This is a genomic window from Streptomyces phytophilus, from assembly GCF_013870535.1.
GTDB lineage: Bacteria > Actinomycetota > Actinomycetes > Streptomycetales > Streptomycetaceae > Streptomyces > Streptomyces phytophilus.
In genome coordinates this window covers 1-3,043 of record NZ_JACBXC010000734.1, presented here as the reverse complement: position 1 = coordinate 3,043, position 3,043 = coordinate 1, and the positions used below count along the sequence as shown (strand labels likewise).

Annotated in this window: 3 protein-coding genes; 1 reads left to right on the top strand and 2 read right to left on the bottom strand. The window is 72.4% G+C overall.

The window, feature by feature from the left end:
- On the bottom strand, nt 1–1,083 hold a 1,083-nt coding region (gene recA, locus H5J30_RS24380), incomplete at its 3' end, for a recombinase RecA (protein WP_181789510.1).
- Between the two features lie 259 nt (nt 1,084–1,342).
- On the opposite strand from recA, the gene H5J30_RS24375 reads away from it, so the two are divergent.
- Nucleotides 1,343–2,068, top strand: coding sequence for a class I SAM-dependent methyltransferase (locus H5J30_RS24375; RefSeq protein ID WP_181789509.1), 726 nt, complete (start codon nt 1,343–1,345; stop codon nt 2,066–2,068).
- A gap of 58 nt (nt 2,069–2,126) precedes the next feature.
- Here the strand turns inward: H5J30_RS24375 and H5J30_RS24370 are convergent.
- A partial coding sequence (locus tag H5J30_RS24370; RefSeq protein WP_181789508.1) for a TAXI family TRAP transporter solute-binding subunit occupies nt 2,127–3,043 on the bottom strand: 917 nt, incomplete at its 5' end.

Sequence of the window (3,043 nt, the reverse complement as noted above, 5' to 3'; positions counted from 1 at the left end):
CGTCTTCTTCGCCTGGGCGGCGCCGTCGTCCGCCGCCGCGGGCTTGTCCGCCGCGTCCGCGCCCGGCTCGCCCTCCGCGTTCTCCGGCTTGGGGCCGATGCCCAGCTTCTCCTTGATCCGCCTCTCGACCTCATCGGCCAGGTCGGGGTTGTCCTTCAGGAACGTCCGCGCGTTCTCCTTGCCCTGGCCGAGCTGGTCGCCCTCGTACGTGTACCAGGCGCCGGACTTGCGGATGAAGCCGTGCTCCACGCCCATGTCGATCAGACCGCCCTCGCGGCTGATGCCGTGCCCGTAGAGGATGTCGAACTCGGCCTGCTTGAAGGGCGGCGCGACCTTGTTCTTCACGACCTTGACGCGCGTGCGGTTGCCGACGGGGTCCGTGCCGTCCTTGAGCGTCTCGATGCGCCGGATGTCCAGGCGCACCGAGGCGTAGAACTTCAGCGCCTTGCCGCCGGTGGTGGTCTCGGGCGAGCCGAACATCACGCCGATCTTCTCGCGCAGCTGGTTGATGAAGATCGCGGTGGTCTTCGACTGGTTCAGCGCGCTGGTGATCTTCCGCAGGGCCTGGCTCATCAGGCGGGCCTGCAGGCCGACGTGGGAGTCGCCCATCTCGCCCTCGATCTCCGCGCGCGGGACGAGGGCCGCGACGGAGTCGATGACGATCAGGTCGAGCGCACCGGAGCGGACGAGCATGTCCACGATCTCCAGCGCCTGTTCGCCGTTGTCGGGCTGGGAGAGGATGAGGGAGTCGATGTCGACTCCGAGCTTCTTCGCGTACTCCGGGTCGAGGGCGTGCTCCGCGTCGACGAACGCGACCGTGCCGCCGGCCCGCTGCGCGTTGGCCACCGCGTGCAGCGTCAGGGTCGTCTTGCCGGAGGACTCGGGGCCGTACACCTCCACCACGCGGCCGCGCGGCAGTCCGCCCACACCGAGCGCCACGTCGAGCGCGGTCGACCCGGTGGGGATGACTTCCACGGGCTCGTTCGGCCGCTCGCCGAGGCGCATTACGGCGCCCTTGCCGAATTGCCGTTCAATCTGGGCGAGTGCGGCGTCGAGCGCCTTCTCGCGGTCAGTCGCTGCCATGGGTTCCACCCGGGATGTCTGAGTCGATCGCTTCACGTCGACGACGCTAGCGCCTGCCACTGACAACGCGCCTCGCGTCAGGCCGGCCTGTGGAAAACCCGGCCGGACCCCCATGTGAACCTACGTTCGATTTCGCTGTCAACCCGCATCTCCGGACCCGTCCGCCCCGCGCGTCTCCCGGTGTCCCGGTGGCCCTGCGCGGGGCCGCGGCCCCGAATCCGGTCGCCGTGCCGCGCCGGCTCTGCGTACCTTCCACCGCATGGCTGACGACTGCTACGCGCATCCGCGGCTCGCCGCGATCTACGACCTGCTCCACCCCGACCGCGGCGATCTCGACGCGTACCAGCGGATCGCGGACGAGTTCGGCGCCCGCCGGGTGCTGGACATCGGCTGCGGCACCGGGGTGTTCGCACTCCTCCTGGCCGACCGCGGGATCGACGTCGTCGGCGTCGACCCCGCCCGGGCGTCCATCGACGTCGCCCGGGCCAAACCGGGCAGCGGGCGGGTCCGCTGGATCTGCGGTGACGCGACGGACCTCCCGCCGCTGCAGGCCGACCTCGCGACGATGACGGCGAACGTCGCCCAGGCCATCGCCGATCCGCAGCCGTGGCGGCAGACCCTGCGGGGAGCGCGCGAGGCGCTGCGGCCCGGCGGGCATCTGGTCTTCGAGACCCGGGATCCGGCCCGCCGCGGCTGGGAGGAGTGGACCCGCGAGAACTCCCGCCGGGTGACGGAGATCCCGGGCGCCGGCCCCGTCGAGAGCTGGGTCGAGCTGACCGGGGTGAGCCTGCCCCTGGTGGCCTTCCGGTGGACCTACGTGTTCGCCGCGGACGGCCAGGTGCTGACCTCGGATTCGACGCTGCGCTTCCGCGAGCGGGACGAAGTCGAGCAGGACCTGGCCGCGCACGGGTTCGCGGTGCGGGAGGTCCGCGACGCGCCCGACCGGCCGGGAAGGGAGTTCGTCTTTCTGGCACGGCGCCCGTGACCGCCGGGGGCACGTGGCGTTCGGACGCCGATCGCGCAGGGCGTCTCCCGCCCCGCCCTCAGGGCTTCTCCTGCCGGTAGTAGCGCGCCGCGCCGTCGTGCAGCTCCAGCGGGTCGGTGAAGACCGCCGTGCGCAGGTCGACCCGCTGTGCCGCGTGCACCACGCGGCCGATCCGGTCCCGGTCCCGTATCACCGTGCCGGTCACGCTCTCCGTCAGCCGCGGGTCCTCCCGGTCAGTGGTGACCAGCAGGTTCGCCACCGCGAGCGTCGGCACGGCGGTGTCGCGCTGGACCGTGGGGTAGGCGTCGGGCGGCATCACCGCGGCCCGGTAGTAGCGGGCCAGCTCGCCCTGGCCGTGAAGGGCGCCGAGGAGGTCGCCGAGCGGTACGAGTTCGATCTCGGTCTGCTGCGCCAGCCGCTGGACGGCCTCCGTGGGCAGGCCGCCGGACCAGAAGAAGGCGTCGATCCGCCCGTCGCGGAGCAACTGCGGCATGGAGTCGAGGCCCTCGCGTACCGCCGTCACGTCCTCGTCGAAGTCGAGTCCCGCCGCGGACAGCAGCCGGCGGGTGATCAGCTGGACGCCGGAGCCGTCCTCGCCGACGCCGACCTTCAGCCCGCGCAGGTCGGCCGCGTGCCGTACGGGCGAGTCGCGCAGGACGACGAGCTGGACGTAGTCGTCGTAGAGCCGGGCCACCGCGCGCAGCCCCTGCCAGCCGGGCAGCCGGTCGCGGCGGTACGTGGCCACGGAGTCGGCGGTGGCGACGGCGAAGTCGGCGCGGCCCGTGGTGACCTTCCGCAGGTTGTCGAGGGAGCCCTGGCTGCTGTGCAGCCGGACGTCGAGGCCCGGCTCGTCCCGGGCGAGCCCTTCGCGCAGCAGGCGGCCGTACTCGGCGTAGACGCCGGAGCGCACCCCCGTGGCGAAGACCACCTTCCCCTCCTGGCGGCCGTCGCCGCCGAGCGGGAGCAGCCACCACA